We start from the raw sequence: 17134 nt of genomic DNA, 5'->3' as shown, positions 1-17134 counted from the left end.
CGAGCCACCGACGCCTTCGAACGACCCTCAACCACAACAGCGGCTACCACCACACGTGCCAACGACATAACAGGACCCCCACCAAGAACGTCCTCTATGTCTGGAGACACCCGTCCTGAATGTCAAGAACTCAGACACCTCCGGGCGCACTTTTTGTGAGGCAAGCTTTGTACCTCGCGGTGAATTGACCGCAACGTTGACCGCAACGGCAATTCGGAGCATCAAAGACCATCGCGGCCGAAGGCTCAACCTCGGGCTCGGACCGGGCATCCCTAGCTGCAGCGTGTGCGGATTTCCCGACTTGGACCACCACTTCGCCGGAGTTGGCATACATTCGCCGGGTGAAGGAGTCCGGCTTCAGTCGCAAGCTTGGCGCGTGCGGCCTATAGGAGCTTCAGAGTCTCAAAGCCATCGAACTTCGATGAGGTGCAAGGGAAGGGACGATCGATGACAGCAACACTAGATGTCCTGCGTCATGGACATGTCAATCAATTCGCGTACGACTATGACCATGTGCTCAACTTCTACCGAGACGTATTCGATGCGGAAGTCTTCATGGAATTCAAGGAACCGGACTTCGGCGGTGCCAACGCGGTCTATCTGGCAGGAGCCGCATGTTTCGAGGTCTTCGCCCCGACTGATCCAGACAAGGCAATCGGCACCACCTTGAAGCGCTTCGGACAACGCTGGCATTCTCTGGAGTGGACCGTTCCCAACTTGGACGAGGCGATCGAAATCGCAAACCAACGCGGGCTGCGCATCACGGATCAATCACCCGGGAACTACATCTTTCTGCACCCGCGTGACTGCCAGGGTCTTTGCCTGGAGTTGACGACGGCCTACTTCAAAGATGACCCTCGAGGCGAAGACAATTGGGATCCGGCAGTTGGCGCGAACAGCAACCCTGTTGGTCTAGCCGGTGGCCCGACAGTGACCCTGTGCGTACCCGATGCTGAATCCTCTGTCGTCTGGATGAGCGAATTCACCAACCGGGAGCCTTCGAGAACCCACGCAGGCACGGCGGAGAATTCATTCGCAATCGACTTCAACGATCACATCGTTGAATTCATCACCCCGACCGCTAAAGCAAGAGAGGCAGACATCAAGGCCGCTCTTGATGCTCGAGGTCCATCGATCTACGCGGTGACCCTGCCCGTAAGGTCGCTCGATGCGGCCAAGAATGTCTTGGAATCCAAGGGCCTTTCCGTGGCCGAGATCGAAACGCCCCAATACACATTGCTAGCACTGGATGAGTCGGCCACCGATGGAGCCCGCATTCAATTCCGCGAAACAGTGAGTGTCTGATCTGTGATTGGAAAGAAGTGAGTTGAGCTTCATCGGGACGCTGAGTTTTGACGACGCGCAGGTGAAGCCCAATCGCATGATTCGAATGGTGACCGATGCGAAGGAGACACAAGCCATAGTGATGCCGACCGTGATGTTCAATGAAGATGCTGGCCCCGGAAACCCTGCACCGGAATTCGGTGAACATACCGACGAAATCCTGCGGGAGATATCCGAATTCGACCAGGCAAGAATCGCGCAAATGCGTGCATCAGGCGCAGTCGCATGAGCTTTCTGGACACACTCTTTGACCTATCAGGCAAGACTGTTGTTGTGACCGGCGGCAGTCGCGGACTAGGAAAGGAGATGGCCTTGGCATGCGCCGCGGCAGGGGCTGACATTGTGGTGGCCAGCCGAAAACTCGATGCATGCAAACTCGTGACTGATGAGATTGAGCGCGTCTACGGGCGTGCTGCAATGCCTTACTCAGTGCATATCGGACGATGGGATGAACTCGAACCGTTCGTCGACGCTGTGTACGCGCGCTTTGGGAAGATCGACGTCCTCATCAACAACGCCGGAGTCTCCCCCGCTTACGACAAGAATACCGACGTCACCGAGCAGCTGTTCGATTCCATCAACAACCTGAACTACAAGGGCCCTTTCAGACTGACAGCACTCGTGGGTGAACGAATGCAGGCAGCTGGCTCAGGATCAGTCATCAATATCAGTTCTGGAGCATCCGTGCGACCCGGCGGAGACAACATCCCCTACGGCAGCGCGAAAGCAGCGCTCAACACATTGACTCAGGGATTTGCTGCGGCATACGGGCCTGAAGTACGCGTCAACTGCGTGATGTCCGGAGCCATGCTCACTGACATTGTCAGAGATTTCTACTCCGGACCAGACCAGCCCTCCATCCAAGGTCTGCCAATGGGTCGGATCGGGGACCCAAAGGAGATTGTTGGTGCTGTGCTCTACCTAGCTTCGAGTGCCTCGTCGTACACGACCGGAGCCACCATCCGCGTCGACGGTGGCGCTAGCTGACGAGGGCTCGCCTACAAGGGTGTGACAGCTGAATAACCCGTCGCGTGCGTACGGGTGTTGGCTGTTCGCCGAAAGGCAGACAGTGGTGGCGGTGATCGTGGAGCAAGGGGATTCCTGCTAGTTGATTGCTGGAGAGATTCCGGCATCTACGTGGAAATTGGTGCCGTTGATGATGTCAGCACGCGGACTGGCCAGCATCACACAGGCATAGGCGATGTCGGCAACTTCAGCGGGTCGGTTTGCCGTCTGGCCAGTTCCTTTCACGAAGTAGTCCTTCGCTCGCTGGACGTCATCGCCCCAGCCGCGCTTCTGGGCGAACGTGGTGAGCATGCCGCTCACCAGGTTCTCTGTCATCGTCATCCCCGGGGACACGCAGTTCACAGTTACACCCGTCATCTTCAAGGTCTTCGACAGACCCAAGGACAAGTTGATCATCGCCGCCTTGGCAGGGCCATAGTCCGGCTGAGCTGAAGTGGGAGTGACTCCGGCCGCTGAAGCGATATTGATGACCCGACCCCAACCACGCTCCCGCATGGCTGGTACCAATGCCTGGATGAGCCGGAAGGCGGCCACAGTGTTCGCCTCGTAGGTATAGATCAAGTCCTCGGGCGTCATCTTGAAGAAGGAGACATCTTCGGCGATCTCTGAACCGCCGCCAGCGTTGTTGATGAGTATGTCGATGCCGCCAAAAGCCGCAAGTGCGGCTTGAGCTACTGCACTCGCGCCTTCATTGTTGGAAAGATCTCCAACTGCAACTGCTGCCTGCCCACCCGCTGCTCGGATGCCGTCAGCCACTGCATTGGCTCGCTCCTCATTGCGTCCATGCACGACGACGAGTGCACCTTCAGCGGCGAACTCCTGAGCGATTCCGGTGCCGATCCCAGAGCTGCTTCCGGTGACCAGCACACGCCGATTGGCAAGATCCAGATCCATTCAATGCTCCCTCGAGGCGATGTCGTTGTTTCGTTCCAGACTGATGACGATGCTAGGTGTCCAACCGAATACACGTATGGCATTTGCCTCAGCCCCGCACAAGTCAGGGGCGACGGAAGCTGCTGTCCCCCAACATCGCTCACCTCAGGTCAGCCCTCAGAGGCAAAGTGGTCGTGCGCATCGCGCACTTGATTCACAAGACCAATGCGGAAAGATCCGCGGTCGGTATCTACAGCTAGCCGCGCCAGATGATCGGCTCAGAACGCAACCATCGCCTTCATGACAGAAGCGGCGGGCGACTATCGTTGACGCGATCAGTCGATCAAGGCCACGAGCGCGGACGAGAGCCAAGACGCGAGAACGAAAGATGGAGACCAGGTGGCGAAGAGTGCGTCGAAAGCACCCGCGAACACGCAGATGATGGTGATCGTGCACAGTGCACTGGGCCGCGATTTGGCTCGTGCCAGGAAGGTGCTGGCAGCTGCTCCGCTGGCAGACGCGCAGCGCAAGGCACTGGCTGTTCAACTCCGGTGGATGATGCAGTTCCTGCATCATCACCACGTGAGTGAGGACGTGGGGCTCTTCCCACTCGTCCGATCCCGCACTGTCGATGCCGATGAGCTTCTCGAGGTCATGGAGGCCGAGCATCAGGCAATCGGGCCCGGACTCCGCGCAATTCAGGAAGAATCCGTGCGCTTCGAATTGGGCGATGAGGCTGGGCAGCCAGCACAACTCATCTCAGCCATTGACTTGCTTGAATCTGCTCTCATCCCGCACCTGATGCATGAAGAGAATGACTTTCTGCCATTGGTGGCTTCAACGCTCACCAGCCAGGACTGGCAGAAATGGGATCAGCAGTACAACATCAAGCACAGGTCAATTTTCCAATTGGGCTTCACGACTCAATGGCTCCTGGACGATGCAAGCGATGAGGATAAGAGATACGTGGCGAGCGTTATCCCACTCTTCGTCCGGCCTGTCCTGCTCCGCGGTTTTGCCTTCTCCTACCGTCGGCACAGTTCTCGCTGCTGGGGCTAGCAAAACGCAAGCTTGGCGCAGCCGTGCGCTACTTCAGGAACTTGCTCGTGCGACGATCCGCTAAGAGTTTGCCACCCGTTTGACAGGTCGGACAGTACTGCAGGGCGGAGTCAGCAAACGACACCTCGCGCACGAGATCACCACACGTTGGGCAGGTCTGCCCCGCCCTTCCGTGCACGGCCAAATTGGACTTCTTCTCCGCTTTCAGGGAACCCGTGCCATGACCGACGCTGTTCTCGATTGCAGTGGTCAGCTCGGTGCGCATCGCCGCGTAAAGGGAGGAGATTTCATCCGGCGTAAGCGAGTTGCACGGGTGAAATGGTGAGAGTCGAGCGGAGTGCAGAATCTCGTCGCTGTAGGCATTTCCGATTCCGGCGATAACGGACTGGTTGCGCAGCACGCCCTTGATCTGGGCTCGGCCTGCTTCAGCCAGGATCGCGCTGAAGGCATCCAGAGTGAGTTCTGCAGACAGTGCATCGGGCCCCAGACGCGCGACTCCGGGGATCTTCATTGGGTCGCGAACAACGTGGACCGCGAGCCGCTTCTGGGTGCTCGCCTCGGTCACATCGAATCCGCCGGCCGGTTCGCCGTCATTGACACACGACAGTCGAAGCGCCAGTGGCCCCTTGCCCATCTTGACCTGGGCCAAGGACACCTCGTCACGCCACTGCACCCATCCGGACCTTGACAGGTGCCATACCAGATGCAAGCCCGAGTCGGTCGACATGTCCAGGAACTTGCCCAGGCGGGACACCCCTTTGACGCGCTGCCCCACGAGCGCGGCGAGAGGCGGATCAAATGTCTTGAGGGCGCTCACGCTCGCCAACACCAAGCTCGCAATTCCAGACCCGGTCGTACGCTCGTCAAGAAATCGAGCAAGCGCCTCTACCTCGGGCAGTTCTGGCATTCAATGAGGGTACGCGACCTGCGTCATTCATCAGCCGAAGATTGCTGGTAGCGGCACACACCTCCCTAGGATGGCGACAACTGGCTAGCGAACTCCGCTCTGGAAGGAACTCCCCATGACACGAGGTCGCGGCAAGTCGCGGTACATCACAGCAAGCGCAATCGTCGTAGCCCTCAGCGTCACCGCCGCGTTGGGCAGCACTGCAAGCCAAGCAGCGACGAGTTCCCCAGCGCCGACCGCGGCTCCAGTGCCGACACCCATTCCACCAAGTTCAGTCGTGTTGTCCTTGCCCAAGGACATGTACCTGCACCCAGGTGCGCCAACCGAGTGGTGGTGGCATACCGGCACCTTGCGCGCCGGCAAGCGGACCTTCGGCTTCGAGATCAACGCGGCATCCTTCGCTGGACAGGGCTTCGGCTTCTCGCAGATCTCGGTCACAGATGTGGCAAAGCAACGTCACTACAAGCGGACAACGTCGTATCTACCGCCGGGGAACTTCTCGCCAAGCACGTGGGCGCAGTCGGATCCAAGTAAGCCTTGGTATGCGCGCCTCGGCGATGCCGCGAACAAGCTCGGCGGCGTGCAACTCACCAATGCTGGCTCCGGTTACACCGCTGCTCCGACCGTCACGATTACAGGTGACGGCAGTGGCGCTTCAGCAACGGCGCAGCTCAACAGCAATGGTGGCGTTTCGGGGATCGTGCTCACTTCGCCTGGCAAGGGTTACACCACTCCACCGAAGGTCACCATCACAGGCAACGGCACAGGTGCAAAGGCAGTCGCCTTCCCCACCTATGTGTCGATGGCTGCTCCAGCCGCAGACCCCACTAAGAACATGCGCGTGCAGGCACTGCTGACCGATGATCCCTCGATGACGCCAGTCACACTCGATCTCACCCTGTCTCAGAAGGGCCGACCCTTCTTCGTCTGGGGAACCGGCGTGAATCCGGGTGCAACGGGTACGAGTGTGCAGAACAACAACTACTACTTCTCCCTGACGAATCTGCAAGCCAAGGGTGCGATCACCATTGACGGCAAGAAGTTCCCGGTCCAGGGAATCACTTGGATGGACCATGAGTACGGCGCATTTGGCACCGCTGCAAATCCAGTCCAGTGGATCCTGCAGGACATGCAGCTCGACAATGGCTTCTCAATCTCCAATGTCGGTGTCGTCGGCGAAGGGCAGACGCCCACTCTCAACAAGGCGATGGTCGGCTACGCGACTCTCCAGGCTGCCAACGGCGACACCTACCTCGTTGGCAGCACGGTCACACCATTCGGACGGACTTGGAAGAGCCCAGACAGCGGCGACACATACTTCACACAGTTCCGCGTTCAGATTCCGTCCTTTGGGGCAGACATCGTTGTCACAACTCTGATGGACGCACAGGAGTTCCCCAGCGCCAGTGGGAGCGGCTCTGTCTACGAGGGCGTCGCCAAGGCCAAGGGCATCTTCAAGGGCAAGGCTGTTGGGGGAACAGCGTGGATTGAGCAGACCTTCTAGAACTCGAAGTGTGAAGTCACAACCCAGGCCCACGACTGGTAACGCAATGTTGTGGGTGCCGGACACGAGATCCGGCACCCACAACAACCTTGCCTACTGAGGCATGTTGACCCTGTACACGCCAGCAGCGTTGTCCTGCAGGAGCTTGCGACGCACTGTCGGATCCAAGTTGCGTGTCACGTCAGCGAAGTGATCACGCGAATTGGGAAACAGGCACGTGGGGTGAGGAATATCGGTCTCAACCATCACGTTGTCGACTCCCACGTCATCGAGAATCTTCATCGCAGAGCGCTCAAACCAACTCATCACATACACGTTGCTTCGGAAGTACTCAGTTGGTCGGCGTTGCTGCAAACTGCGCTCCTCCTTGGTCGTCACCATCTCGTCAAGTTGGTACTCACATGCCTCAAGCATGAAAGGAACCCAGCCGATGCCGCTCTCAGCAGAGACAACCTTGACGTTCGGGTACTTGTCGAACATGTTGCTCATAATGAGATTGGTGATGATTCGCGCGTTCGACATGTAGAACTGCGTCGCAAGAACTGCCAGCCGCCTCTGCGGGCCAAAGGATTGCCAGAAGATGTCCGATACTGGCGAGTCCGTAATCGCCTGACCCTCGCCCAATGGCACCACACCTGAACCGATGTGGAAGTTCAACACCGTTCCCAATTCGTTCGCGCGCGACCACAGTGGCGCAAAATAGGGCTGATCAAGATCCGGGAGACCGAGAGCGAACGGCTTGTCGGAGATCGTGAATCCGCGAATACCTGCCTCATGCAGACGAGTCATCTCCTTGAGTGTGAGATCCATGTCCCACACGGGCAGGATTGCCTGCGGGAGAAGTCGACCCTGAGATTCATTCTGCGTATCGAGCATGCCATCGTTGTAGATCTGGCAGACGATGTTTCTGAATTCGACATCCTCGATTGACATGACCGCGTTGGACGTAAAGCCAATGGCGTTCGGAAACAGCACTGAGGCCCACACACCCTGACGATCCATGATGTCCAGGCGACCTTGCGCGGTCCAGTTCGAGTCCGGAATCTCATCGTTGGGCAGGGAGAGAGTTCCAAGGACCTTCTCCATGTTCTTGTTGATCGTGTTGCCGCCCATGCCACACCAGTACTTGCCGTCAATTGTCCAGACGGTCTGGCCATTCAATGTGTCCCACTTCGGCATCCGGTCCTTCCATTTCGACGGTGCACGCGAAGTCCACAAATCCGGTGGTTCGCTGAAATGGCTGTCGCCGTCAATGATCTTCAGATCGCCAAGAATGGCGTCCGTGTCGTCAACTCGCTCCGTCAGATAACGCTGATCGCTCATAGATTTCACTCCTTCTCACGGCACCGGACCACTACTTACCCCACTTGGCACATGCGGTTGGTGCTGTATTTGGCGTCAATTCATTTGGTGATATTCCAGTCGCACATGGCTGAGTGAAGGGCCTCTTCACTCGTAAGTGAGGCTGAAACTGGGTGTCTGCTCATCACAACATTCAGACACCACATGTTGAATGCCAAGCTCTTGAGGCAAGGTGTTTCACGCACGCTTGTAAGCCAAGCACCTTGCCAGTGTTCACGTCCACAATGTCGCCACATCTGGCCTTGTTCTCAGGCCCGGGAATACCCTTCTTTCCGTTACACACTGTTTGCGCTATTAGTCCGAAATACCACTCACGTAGCCCTCATTAGATGCTTCAATGGCAAAGGACTGACTCGCCACATCGGGCTGGTGGTCGGTCATAGCGGCGAGTCCTATGGAGGCAAAGACATGTCGACCTTGGTTGACATACTCGCAATGCAAGACACTGGAGACGATGTCTTCGTCACCGGAGTATTCGATTCTGCGAACCCACATATCTATGGCGGCCAACTGCTCGCTCAAGCACTCATGGCTGCCTGCACGACGGTGTCAGTGAGTCGGGCCGCACATTCAATGCATGCATATTTCGTCGCGGCCGCAGACTGTTCCACGCCTGTAGAAATTCGCGTTACGCGCGAACGAGATGGCCGTTCAGTCTCTGCGCGCAAGATGAAAGTTGTACAAGGAAGTCGCCTCTTGATGAATGCGCTGGCATCGTTTCACACCCCAGAAGGTGGCTTCGAAGCACAGTCACAGTCCTTCCCCGGCACCAACGCACCCGGCGACACATTCGAGGCCTACTCGCATCCCGTCTCTTCCGACATTCAGATTGTTGACTCTGCGCCGGAGTTGCAGCTCGCCCATCCCCCACGCAGTTGGAGTCGGGTACTGCCGGAGTTAGGTAGCGACCAACATCTGCAGGCCTGTGCGATGACTTACGCCTCTGACTTCTATACCGGCTTAGTTCAGTTCCCCGAGTTTCCAGACGACGCGATGGTGACCAGCATCGATCACGCGATCTGGTTCCATCGACCGTTCAATTTGAACAATTGGCACCTCATGGATTGGACTGGTCACTCCTTGTCATCGGGACGTGGTCATTACAGCGGCAACTTCTACGATGAGTCCGGTCGCATGGTTGCATCAGCCAGCCAGGAGATGGTTGTTCGTCGCGCCTAGCTCGATAGCCCAGGATTAGTTTGGGTTTGAAAGACGCGGCCATTCGATTGCCGGGCAGCGATCCATCACCATATCCAGCCCTGCTGTGATCACCCGATCGGCAGCACCTGAATCGATGACGCCGAGTTGAAACCACACTGCACCTGCACCAATAGCGATAGCTTCCTCGGCAACCTCGCGGGCCAAGTCCGCATTGACGAATACATCGACGACATCGATGTGACCTAATGCTTCATTCGCCGCGGTGAGACTCGGGTAGCCCTTTTCGCCATGGACTGTCTCGGCTGACGGATGCACTGGGATGATTCGTTTGCCTTTCTGCTGAAGCAGTTGAGCAATTCGGTAGGCATCTCTCGTGCGATTGTTTGACAGGCCAACGACTGCCCACACCTCATCTACCCGCAGGAGCCGTGCGATGACTTCCGGATCGTTGATGACGCTCATCTGATCAACCTACGCTCAACTGGTTCAATGTGCTCGGAGCCCAAGACGATCAGGAGAGCTGCTGACATCGTGATCAGAGTTTGGGAGCGAGCGCGCGAATCTGTCGAGAAATGCCCTGCTCGACATCGTCCGCCACGAGCTGGCATCCATTTTCGTACCCAACGAGTAGCGATAGCGTCCAGCACATGAGACTTTCAATGACGAGCGCACTCGTATGCACAGCCGGACTTGTGCTTGCCTCAGCTGGCCTCGTGGCATGCTCAAGCAGTTCGCCAACGACGAGCGCCCCCGCCACGAGCAAGGCACCGATGAGCCAGGCGCCGATGAGCCAGACGCCCGAGAGCCAGACTCCCTTGGTCGACGAAGGCTTCACCTACTGTGACCCATTGGCAGCTGCTTACGCCATTAAGCCTGCGTCGGGTGAACCCGCAAGCAACGAGGAGCTGGCGGCCTTCGGCGAAGCCATGTTCCCCGTTGCAGATGCTGCTTCGGCAGATGGTCGTGAGGATCTCGCGGAGATGTTCACTCTGGTTGCTCAGGTCAACAGCGATCCGAGCAGCACCACAGACGCGCAGACAACCGAGGCCCTCAATGCAGTGCTCACACATGCCGATGAAGTCAATGCGACGTGCGGGATCGATTTGCTTCAGTAGTCGCTGGCAGACTACACACCGCATGCAGGCGGAGTTCCCGCAGGCATATTTGTGATGGGGGCCTTCATGTTCGATGACAACGGCAGTTACCTGCTTGGTTTGATTGAATTCTTCTTGTTCTTTGCTTGGTTCATGTGCTTGTTCTGGGTACTGAGTGACATCTTCCGCAGCAAGGACCTCGGCGGCGGCGGCAAGACGATCTGGGTCATTGTCGTCATCATCATTCCGTGGCTGGGAGTCCTCGTCTACTTGATTGCTCGCGGAGGCGGAATGCATGAACGTGCCATCGAGCAAGCCCAGGCAATGCAGAAAGCTCAGACTGAATACATCCAGTCTGTAGCCGGTACCTCCGGAACGCCGACGGAGCAAATCACTTCGGCGAAGAGCCTGCTCGACAGCGGTGCCATCAATCAGGCTGAGTTCGACCAGCTGAAGTCAAAGGCACTTGCTTCCTAGTTCGTCTCACCCTTCACCAGCACGAGTAGAGGCCTCACCTGCAGATCACCGCGGGTGAGGCCTCTACTGATTCGAGAACCTGGCGATGAACAGGACCACAAGGAATTGCATTTCGAATCCAAGCAATCGCGCAGGCATCACGTGATCGTTTCGGCACAATGGCACGCATGACGCCAATAGAAACTGCACAGCGATATGTCGAACTGTTCAACGCCAACCGCATGGGCGACATGGGTCGACTCTTCGCCGAAGACGGCCTTTGGGTGCCACCAAATGACAATCCCCCCACGCGCGGACGCGATGCCATCGTCGCCGGATACGAGTCGCTCTCCGAACAGACCGCATCGATGACCTTCACTGACGCCCGCTATTACCAGGATGGCAATGTGGCAATCGTGGAACTGACATCAATGACACCAGCAGGTCCTGTTGGACGCGTCTGCGACATCTTCGAGTGCAATGAAGCCGGGGAGATTCTGCGTATGACGGGATACAGCTACTCGCCGGCTGCATAACCTTCAGCATGAGCCGGTGCCCATCCCTGGCTAGCCAGCACCGCTTTCCAGGAACTTTGCGCTTTCATGAGCAGGCGGGGCGCTCGCCTGCCACGATGCTCACTTCGCGGCCCCTTCTCTATTGAGAGGTGAAATCGGCATGGCCGAATCAGTTTCCATCCCTGGACCCTTGGCGCATTTGAAAGTCCTGGATCTGTCACGTTTGTACCCAGGGGCCTTCGCCAGTGCGCTGCTCGCTGACATGGGTGCCGATGTCCTGAAGATTGAAGCACCAAAGGGTGGCGATGGACTTCGGTTCATGTCTGGTACAACGACCTCTCCGGTGCACAGTGCCTTGAACCGCGGGAAGAGGTCGCTCACTTTGGATATCCGCGATCCCAAGGGTGCCGAGATCTTCCGACGCCTCGTCGCAGGCGCGGACATCGTGATTGATTCGCATCGCCCGGGCGCCCTGAGTGAATTGGGGATTGCCTGGGAGCAGTTGCGTGTGGGCCACCCGGGCCTGGTGTGGTGCTCGATCACTGGATTTGGTCAGCAGAGTCCACATGCGGCCCTGCCAGGACACGACATCACCTACGCGGGCTATTCCGGTCTACTTTCAAAGCTGTCATCAGACGGAGTGCCGCCCCTGCCTTCAATCGTCGTCGCCATTCCGGTAGCGGCACTCATGGCAGTCAGCGGCATCCTTGCCGCAATCGCTGGACGTGATGCCACTGGCGAAGGCGCGTTTGTGGATGCGAGCATCACTGACTCAGCAATGTGGATGCTCAACGAAGAGATAGCCCGACAGTCATCGGCGCCAGCGCCGGGCTGGGGCAACATGGCTGCTCGAGGGATCTATCGCTGTGCTGATGGCAACTACGTGACGGTCGCTTCGAATGAACCGCGCACCTGGGCCAATTTGTGCGCGGGCATGGAGCTACCTGAACTCGCAGACCATCGGCACGGAAGTGACGAGCCCGCAGCCATTGCGAAGCTGGGCGCGAGATTCCTGGAGAAGCCAGCTGCCCAATGGACAGCCAGCCCGGGACTTCATGGCGGCGTGGGCCCGGTGAATCGTCCTGAAGATCTGCTCGTTGATCCACACCTCGCTGCTCGCGGCGGACTCGCGCTGGTCAACTCAGGTGAACCCATGCGGATCCTCACGAGTCCCCTGCGCTTCACCCGAGACAATGGGCCTGAGGTGCCTGCCTCGACCCCAGCTCCAGATCTTGGTGCTGACACCGACGATGTGCTGCTCGGACTTGGATTGAGTCCTGCTGAGATCGCTTCGCTTCACGAAACGGGCATCGTCTAATCGTCCGAATACATGAAAGTGGCGGGTGTCCGAAGACACCCGCCACTTCAGTTTGTTGAGATGACTAGCTGAGAACGACCTTGCCTGTCGAGGTGTCGATGTACTTGGCACCACAGGTGGGCTTGGCATCTGCCACGAGGTCGGTGCCCTTGGCGATCAGGTACCAGCCGCACAGAGCAGGGTTTCCGTTGGGCATGAGTCCTGGGCCCTTGAAGCTGACCTTCTCAGGAACCAAGCCACCACCGTCGTAGTTGGTGACATTGCGCAGTCCGTTGATGAACGATGCACGGGTTGGGCACTTGCCGGCAACCTTCAGACCCTTGATGAACAGGTCCGCACCCAAGAAGCCCATCGGGGCACCTGAGGAGTAGGCATTGAGGCCAGCAGCCTTCATGCCTGCTGCGTAGGTCTTCACTGCACGGTTGTTCACACCAACGGGGACTGACCCGTAGGTGGTGCCAAGGGCACCTTCAAGAGCCCCGTTCGCGGTCCTCAACACTGCTGGGTCAGATAGACCAACAATGCTGACGCCCTTGAGGGTGACACCTTGCTGCTTCAGCGCACTCATGATGGAGATTGCACCGTCGATGAAGCCGACGATGATCGCGCCATCAGATCCTGAGTTCTTGATGCGAAGAGCAGTGGAGGTTGCATCGTGTGTGCCCTGAGGCTCATCAGAGATACGCAGGGTCTGAGTCAGGCCACCCACGAAGGGGATGAGCCCTGCAGTGGCGTTTCCTGCGGCGGAAGCGCCGGTGCTGACGTGGTTGATGTTGGCGATCTTGGTGACGCCCATCTGCTTCAACTTCTCAAGCACACCAGTGCTCGCCAGTGCTGGGTTGGACGAAACTGTCGCACCTGTCACTGAGAAAGCGTTGCGGTCGGTGCCGAATGCTGGGTTGGAGAAGCCAGTGACGGGAGTGCCCTGATCCTTCAAAGTTGCGTACATCGACGTGGTGTTGGTCTGAGCAGTCAAGCCGAAGACGTTGTCAGACTGAATGGCCTTCTGAGCCGCGGTGATCTGGCCGCTGCCGTTTGACTGGTCGTCGTAGACCTTGTACAGGATCTTGCGACCGTTGACCCCGCCCTTGGCATTCTCCTGATCGATGCGCAACTGCGCTGCTTCAGAGGAGCCGATGTAGTTCGCTGCAGCGGGGCCGGTCTTGGGACCGATCCAGCCGAAGTTGATTGTGGTCGGGGTAACGCCAGGTGTCGCCGGACAAGAAGCGTTGTTCTTTACCAGTCCTGGCGGCGTTGTCGGGGCAGCCCCGGCGCTTGTTGCGACCATCGCGAGCAGAAGCGAAGCGCTGGCGCCGACAGCAAGTGCTGTCGAACCGCGCCTGGCTCGATTGGAAAGGTGCATGAGTACCTCCACTGAATTCGTCTTCGCGAGATGCGCTGACGCTTGGTACTCATCTATATGAACAGCCAGGCTCCACTTTGGGAATGGCTGCGGTCCTTTAGTTACGCATTCGTTATGACATGTCTGGATAAATCAGACAAAGAACACCAAATGCGAAAGTGGCGAGCATCCGAAGACACTCGCCACTTTCACGCACTGTTTGCCGACTAGCTGAGCACGACCTTGCCGGAAGCAGTATCGATGACCTTGGCTCCACAAGTGGGCTTAGCGTCGGGCACGAGATCGGTTCCCTTGGCGATCATGTACCAGGTGCACACTGCTGGGTTGCCGTTCGGCATGACGCCTGGTCCCTTGAAGCTGATCTTCTCAGGAATCAAGCCGCCACCGTTCCAGCTGGTGACCTTGCGCAGGTTGTCAATGAATGACGCACGCGTTGGGCACTTGCCAGCGGCCTTGAGGCCGGTGATCAGCAGGTCTGCTCCGACGAAGCCCTGAGGGGCGCCCGAGGAGTAGGGGTTGATGCCGGCTGCCTTCATGCCTGCCGCGTAGGTCTTGACTGCGCGAACATTCACGCCAACGGGCACAGTGCCGTAGTTGGTGCCAAGCGCACCGTCAAGCGCGCCATTGGAGGTGCGGAGTACGGCTGGGTCTGAGAGGCCAACGATGCTGACACCCTTGAGGTTCACGCCCTGCTGCTTCAGCGCCTGCATGATTGAGATTGCACCGTCGATGAAGCCGACGATGATCGCGCCATCGGCACCTGAGTTCTTCATGCGCAGTGCAGTGGAGGTTGCATCGTGCGTGCCCTGGGGCTCGTCAGAGATGCGCAGCACCTGGGTCAGGCCGCCCACGAGCGGGATGAGCCCTGCGGTGGCATTGCCGGAAGCCGAGGCGCCGGTGCTGACGTGGTTGATGTTGGCGATCTTCGTCACGCCCATCTGCTTCAACTTCTCAAGCACACCAGTGTTGGCCAGTGCGGGGTTTGAGGAGGTCGTCGCACCGGTGGTACCGAAGGCGTTGCGGTCAGTACCGAAGGCAGGGTTGGAGAAACCGGTGACCGGGATGCCCTGATCCTTCAACGTTGGGTACATCGAGGTGGTGTTGGTCTGAGCGGTCAGTCCGAAGATGTTGTCGGACTGCAAGGCCTTCTGCATGGCCGTGATCTGGCCACTGCCGTTGGACTGGTCGTCGTAGACCTTGTAGGTGAGCTTGCGGCCGTTGATGCCACCCTTGGCGTTCTCCTGGTCGATGCGCAGCTGCGCCGCTTCTGAGGAGCCGATGTAGTTGGCTGCAGCAGCTCCAGTCTTGGGACCAATCCAACCGAGGTTGATCGTGGTCGGGGTAACGCCTGGTGTCGCCGGACAGGATGCATTGCTCACAGCCTTGGTTGGCGTGGGCGTCGGCGCTGCGAAGGCGCTGTTGGCCATGACGGCGAACATCATCGTTGCGCTGGCGCCGACGGCAACTACTGCCGTGCCGCGTCGCGCGTGGTTCGAAACGAGCATTCTTACCTCCACTGTCTTCGTCGATCGCGCTATGCGAGGACGATTGGTGCAGGAGAATTCTGTGCTGCGGAATGTCCGTTTGGAAATAGATTGCCCCTATACGTTATAGATTCGTTATGATAAAAGGGATATATCCGACTTTGTTGCTCTCGGTACGGGCAACGCCATAGCCGCGCCTTTGCGATCCGAATACGGTTGCGCCATACGATCCCAATTCATGACAAGCGACAAGACAGTCGATCGGCTATCGAGCGCGATTCGCGCAGTGCAGGACAGCCTGCCGCACTCCACCGCACCCGAGGATGTCTGCCTGGCCGCCGCCCTTGCATTGGAGCAAGCTGCTGCCCTGCTCGCGCCCTATCGCTTTCATTTCTCGCAGTCGGCCGACTGGTCGCTCAATAGTGGGCCTGAGGGCGTACGAAGTCTGACTCCCGCACTCATGGCTCCTCAATGGCAGGAGGAGAGCATGCAGGCAACCGTCGTCTTCACCAACTTCTTCCATGGCGCCAACGGCGCAGCTCATGGTGGTTCCATCCCCCTGTTGTTCGACGAGATCCTCGGGCGCATCGCAAGCTCGCACGGCGTGCTGCGTCGCACTGCCTACTTGAAGGTGGACTTTCGCAATGTGACTCCGGTGAACAAGGAGCTCACCGTCGAGGGCCATTTGGAACGAAACGAGGGCCGCAAGTCTTGGTTCGCGGCCTCTTTGCGCGATGGCCAGACCCTGTGCGCTGAAGCTGAGGGACTGTGGGTCGCGTTGAAGCCTGGTGCGATGTAGGCAACTGCATTTCCACCAAACCGACCATCACCAATTCTGTGAGCCGCTTGTGAATTTTCGCGCTTCCCTCAAGAACTCATTTCGCTTTCTGTGTGTTGCCGGAGAATGAGTCATCTGCGCTTCCCATGTCGCGATATCCCGCACAGACTTCAAGCAACGAAAGACAACGCTTGAAGGAGATCGACATGAAGGTTCAACGATTCATCGCAACCACAGCCGGCCTCGCGCTTGTTGCTTCCGCACCACTGCTCGCATCTGCTGCCTCCGCGACCAACAACGGAGACAACCATGGAAAAGACAAGGGCAATGGTTCGCATAAATCACAGCGTGTGACCGTCAAGGTCGCCGTCACCCAGACTCAAGCCACCGCAATCATCGCCGCACGCAAGGCCTATTTCACCAGCATCGCGTCTGCGAATGCTGCCTTGCAGAGCGTTCTCATTCAGGTGCAGACGGATATCTCGAATGCGACGGCGCCTCAGCGATTGGCTCTTGTCATTGCAAAGGATGCCTACCAGTTCACAGTTGACGCAGGCTTGGACGCAACAGCTGCTCGCGCTGCGCTTGATCAGGCACAAGCTGCCTACAGCGCCGCGGTGTCAGCGGCCAAGAGCGCAGCCCAGGCAAAGGTGGACTCTTCCAAGAGCGCCTTCAAGACCGCAGTTGAGAACGCCAAGAACACCTATAAGGCAGCCGTGACCGCAGCCTTCCCAGCTGGCACAGCGATTCCCAATGACCTGTTGAACATCTCGAGCAAGAGCTTCGAGATGTTGCATGGCAAACAGAACTGGAACTCACTTGTGAAGATCCCGGGATCCCGCAGCTAGGCAGTTGACCCAGAGAGGTTCGAGTCCCGCGGACTCGGACCT

Annotated in this window: 18 protein-coding genes; 12 read left to right on the top strand and 6 right to left on the bottom strand. The window is 58.1% G+C overall.

The window, feature by feature from the left end; genetic code table 11:
• Positions 1-447: 447 nt before the first annotated feature.
• From Q8M73_06110 to Q8M73_06100, 3 genes are read left to right on the top strand one after another with little or no spacing between them, the layout of a single operon-like run.
• A complete protein-coding gene (locus Q8M73_06110) occupies positions 448-1305 on the top strand; it encodes a hypothetical protein (protein ID MDP2288124.1) in 858 nt (285 codons plus the stop codon).
• A gap of 22 nt (positions 1306-1327) precedes the next feature.
• Positions 1328-1573 (top strand): hypothetical protein, encoded by a 246-nt coding sequence (locus tag Q8M73_06105; GenBank protein ID MDP2288123.1) that lies wholly within the window; start codon positions 1328-1330, stop codon positions 1571-1573.
• The gene (locus Q8M73_06100; protein MDP2288122.1) at positions 1570-2331 is read left to right on the top strand and encodes a glucose 1-dehydrogenase; all 762 of its coding nucleotides are present in this window, start codon (positions 1570-1572) and stop codon (positions 2329-2331) included. Before Q8M73_06105 ends, Q8M73_06100 begins: the two co-directional genes overlap by 4 nt.
• Before the next feature lie 117 nt (positions 2332-2448).
• Here the strand turns inward: Q8M73_06100 and Q8M73_06095 are convergent, their stop codons facing one another.
• Complete coding sequence (locus tag Q8M73_06095; protein ID MDP2288121.1) at positions 2449-3264, bottom strand: SDR family oxidoreductase; 816 nt, start codon at positions 3262-3264, stop codon at positions 2449-2451.
• A gap of 378 nt (positions 3265-3642) precedes the next feature.
• On the opposite strand from Q8M73_06095, the gene Q8M73_06090 reads away from it, so the two are divergent.
• Positions 3643-4302, top strand: a complete 660-nt coding sequence (locus Q8M73_06090; GenBank protein MDP2288120.1) for a hemerythrin domain-containing protein — start codon at positions 3643-3645, stop codon at positions 4300-4302.
• 28 nt (positions 4303-4330) lie between these two features.
• Here Q8M73_06090 and Q8M73_06085 read toward each other — a convergent pair whose 3' ends face one another.
• The gene (locus Q8M73_06085) at positions 4331-5209 is read right to left on the bottom strand and encodes a DNA-formamidopyrimidine glycosylase family protein (protein ID MDP2288119.1); all 879 of its coding nucleotides are present in this window, start codon (positions 5207-5209) and stop codon (positions 4331-4333) included.
• 115 nt (positions 5210-5324) lie between these two features.
• Here Q8M73_06085 and Q8M73_06080 point away from each other — a divergent pair, with 115 nt between their 5' ends.
• Complete coding sequence (locus tag Q8M73_06080; protein MDP2288118.1) at positions 5325-6713, top strand: lipocalin-like domain-containing protein; 1389 nt, start codon at positions 5325-5327, stop codon at positions 6711-6713.
• Positions 6714-6806: 93 nt separating this feature from the next.
• On the opposite strand, the gene Q8M73_06075 is transcribed toward Q8M73_06080, so the two are convergent.
• Positions 6807-8036 carry an amidohydrolase family protein gene (locus Q8M73_06075; GenBank protein ID MDP2288117.1) on the bottom strand — a complete coding sequence of 410 codons (1230 nt, stop codon included), beginning with the start codon at positions 8034-8036 and terminating at the stop codon, positions 6807-6809.
• A gap of 447 nt (positions 8037-8483) precedes the next feature.
• Here Q8M73_06075 and Q8M73_06070 point away from each other — a divergent pair, with 447 nt between their 5' ends.
• Positions 8484-9254 (top strand): thioesterase family protein, encoded by a 771-nt coding sequence (locus Q8M73_06070; GenBank protein MDP2288116.1) that lies wholly within the window; start codon positions 8484-8486, stop codon positions 9252-9254.
• 15 nt (positions 9255-9269) lie between these two features.
• Here Q8M73_06070 and Q8M73_06065 read toward each other — a convergent pair whose 3' ends face one another.
• On the bottom strand, positions 9270-9698 hold the full coding sequence (locus tag Q8M73_06065) for a CoA-binding protein (protein ID MDP2288115.1): 429 nt from the start codon (positions 9696-9698) through the stop codon (positions 9270-9272).
• Positions 9699-9883: 185 nt separating this feature from the next.
• Here Q8M73_06065 and Q8M73_06060 point away from each other — a divergent pair, with 185 nt between their 5' ends.
• The 4 genes from Q8M73_06060 (at position 9884) to Q8M73_06045 (ending at position 12619) form a co-directional block, all read left to right on the top strand.
• On the top strand, positions 9884-10351 hold the full coding sequence (locus Q8M73_06060; protein MDP2288114.1) for a hypothetical protein: 468 nt from the start codon (positions 9884-9886) through the stop codon (positions 10349-10351).
• Positions 10352-10417: 66 nt separating this feature from the next.
• Positions 10418-10807, top strand: a complete 390-nt coding sequence (locus tag Q8M73_06055; protein ID MDP2288113.1) for an SHOCT domain-containing protein — start codon at positions 10418-10420, stop codon at positions 10805-10807.
• 167 nt (positions 10808-10974) lie between these two features.
• Positions 10975-11322 carry a nuclear transport factor 2 family protein gene (locus Q8M73_06050; protein ID MDP2288112.1) on the top strand — a complete coding sequence of 116 codons (348 nt, stop codon included), beginning with the start codon at positions 10975-10977 and terminating at the stop codon, positions 11320-11322.
• 139 nt (positions 11323-11461) lie between these two features.
• The gene (locus Q8M73_06045; protein ID MDP2288111.1) at positions 11462-12619 is read left to right on the top strand and encodes a CaiB/BaiF CoA-transferase family protein; all 1158 of its coding nucleotides are present in this window, start codon (positions 11462-11464) and stop codon (positions 12617-12619) included.
• Positions 12620-12683: 64 nt separating this feature from the next.
• Here Q8M73_06045 and Q8M73_06040 read toward each other — a convergent pair whose 3' ends face one another.
• Positions 12684-13982, bottom strand: a complete 1299-nt coding sequence (locus Q8M73_06040; GenBank protein ID MDP2288110.1) for an ABC transporter substrate-binding protein — start codon at positions 13980-13982, stop codon at positions 12684-12686.
• A 206-nt stretch (positions 13983-14188) separates the two neighbouring features.
• Positions 14189-15487 carry an ABC transporter substrate-binding protein gene (locus Q8M73_06035; GenBank protein MDP2288109.1) on the bottom strand — a complete coding sequence of 433 codons (1299 nt, stop codon included), beginning with the start codon at positions 15485-15487 and terminating at the stop codon, positions 14189-14191.
• 217 nt (positions 15488-15704) lie between these two features.
• Here Q8M73_06035 and Q8M73_06030 point away from each other — a divergent pair, with 217 nt between their 5' ends.
• Positions 15705-16265: a PaaI family thioesterase gene (locus tag Q8M73_06030; protein MDP2288108.1), complete on the top strand. Its 561-nt coding sequence runs from the start codon at positions 15705-15707 to the stop codon at positions 16263-16265.
• Positions 16266-16450: 185 nt separating this feature from the next.
• Positions 16451-17092 carry a hypothetical protein gene (locus Q8M73_06025; GenBank protein MDP2288107.1) on the top strand — a complete coding sequence of 214 codons (642 nt, stop codon included), beginning with the start codon at positions 16451-16453 and terminating at the stop codon, positions 17090-17092.
• The last annotated feature ends 42 nt before the right edge of the window (positions 17093-17134 follow it).

It is taken from the genome of Actinomycetota bacterium (genome assembly GCA_030684515.1).
GTDB lineage: Bacteria > Actinomycetota > Actinomycetes > S36-B12 > S36-B12 > UBA11398.
The sequence above is the reverse complement of the archived record's forward strand: the minus strand, read 5'-3'. Positions and strand labels throughout refer to the sequence as shown.

Coding starts and splice junctions, on each gene's coding strand:
- Q8M73_06040 (MDP2288110.1), bottom strand. CDS start 13,982: ATGCACCTTTCCAATCGAGCCAGGCGCGGTTCGACAGCACTTGCTGTC.
- Q8M73_06055 (MDP2288113.1), top strand. CDS start 10,418: ATGTTCGATGACAACGGCAGTTACCTGCTTGGTTTGATTGAATTCTTC.
- Q8M73_06035 (MDP2288109.1), bottom strand. CDS start 15,487: ATGCTCGTTTCGAACCACGCGCGACGCGGCACGGCAGTAGTTGCCGTC.
- Q8M73_06095 (MDP2288121.1), bottom strand. CDS start 3,264: ATGGATCTGGATCTTGCCAATCGGCGTGTGCTGGTCACCGGAAGCAGC.
- Q8M73_06070 (MDP2288116.1), top strand. CDS start 8,484: ATGTCGACCTTGGTTGACATACTCGCAATGCAAGACACTGGAGACGAT.
- Q8M73_06100 (MDP2288122.1), top strand. CDS start 1,570: ATGAGCTTTCTGGACACACTCTTTGACCTATCAGGCAAGACTGTTGTT.
- Q8M73_06060 (MDP2288114.1), top strand. CDS start 9,884: ATGAGACTTTCAATGACGAGCGCACTCGTATGCACAGCCGGACTTGTG.
- Q8M73_06075 (MDP2288117.1), bottom strand. CDS start 8,036: ATGAGCGATCAGCGTTATCTGACGGAGCGAGTTGACGACACGGACGCC.
- Q8M73_06030 (MDP2288108.1), top strand. CDS start 15,705: ATGACAAGCGACAAGACAGTCGATCGGCTATCGAGCGCGATTCGCGCA.
- Q8M73_06045 (MDP2288111.1), top strand. CDS start 11,462: ATGGCCGAATCAGTTTCCATCCCTGGACCCTTGGCGCATTTGAAAGTC.
- Q8M73_06080 (MDP2288118.1), top strand. CDS start 5,325: ATGACACGAGGTCGCGGCAAGTCGCGGTACATCACAGCAAGCGCAATC.
- Q8M73_06025 (MDP2288107.1), top strand. CDS start 16,451: ATGAAGGTTCAACGATTCATCGCAACCACAGCCGGCCTCGCGCTTGTT.
- Q8M73_06110 (MDP2288124.1), top strand. CDS start 448: ATGACAGCAACACTAGATGTCCTGCGTCATGGACATGTCAATCAATTC.
- Q8M73_06050 (MDP2288112.1), top strand. CDS start 10,975: ATGACGCCAATAGAAACTGCACAGCGATATGTCGAACTGTTCAACGCC.
- Q8M73_06065 (MDP2288115.1), bottom strand. CDS start 9,698: ATGAGCGTCATCAACGATCCGGAAGTCATCGCACGGCTCCTGCGGGTA.
- Q8M73_06085 (MDP2288119.1), bottom strand. CDS start 5,209: ATGCCAGAACTGCCCGAGGTAGAGGCGCTTGCTCGATTTCTTGACGAG.